Below are 693 nucleotides of genomic sequence, written 5' to 3'. Positions count from 1 at the left end.
GTGAACAAAATGATCTTTGAAAACTAAACAAGACAAAACGTACCTGTTAATTCAGTTTTTAAAAATCGCACAGCGATGTGCGTAGTCAGTCAAACTACTTTATCGGAGAGTTTGATCCTGGCTCAGGACGAACGCTGGCGGCGTGCCTAATACATGCAAGTCGAGCGGACAGAAGGGAGCTTGCTCCCTGATGTTAGCGGCGGACGGGTGAGTAACACGTGGGCAACCTGCCTGTAAGACTGGGATAACTCCGGGAAACCGGGGCTAATACCGGATGGTTGTTTGAACCGCATGGTTCAGACATAAAAGGTGGCTTCGGCTACCACTTACAGATGGACCCGCGGCGCATTAGCTAGTTGGTGAGGTAACGGCTCACCAAGGCAACGATGCGTAGCCGACCTGAGAGGGTGATCGGCCACACTGGGACTGAGACACGGCCCAGACTCCTACGGGAGGCAGCAGTAGGGAATCTTCCGCAATGGACGAAAGTCTGACGGAGCAACGCCGCGTGAGTGATGAAGGTTTTCGGATCGTAAAGCTCTGTTGTTAGGGAAGAACAAGTACCGTTCGAATAGGGCGGTACCTTGACGGTACCTAACCAGAAAGCCACGGCTAACTACGTGCCAGCAGCCGCGGTAATACGTAGGTGGCAAGCGTTGTCCGGAATTATTGGGCGTAAAGGGCTCGTAGGCG

Annotated in this window: 1 rRNA gene (running past one end of the window); it reads left to right on the top strand. The window is 52.8% G+C overall.

Annotated elements, in window-relative coordinates:
- Positions 1 to 99: 99 nt before the first annotated feature.
- A 16S ribosomal RNA gene (locus ACWGH1_RS35150) occupies positions 100 to 693 on the top strand; its annotated part runs 760 nt beyond the window's last position; the annotation flags it as partial.

It is taken from the genome of Streptomyces sp. NPDC054883 (assembly GCF_053610645.1).
The sequence above is the reverse complement of the archived record's forward strand: the minus strand, read 5'-3'. Positions and strand labels throughout refer to the sequence as shown.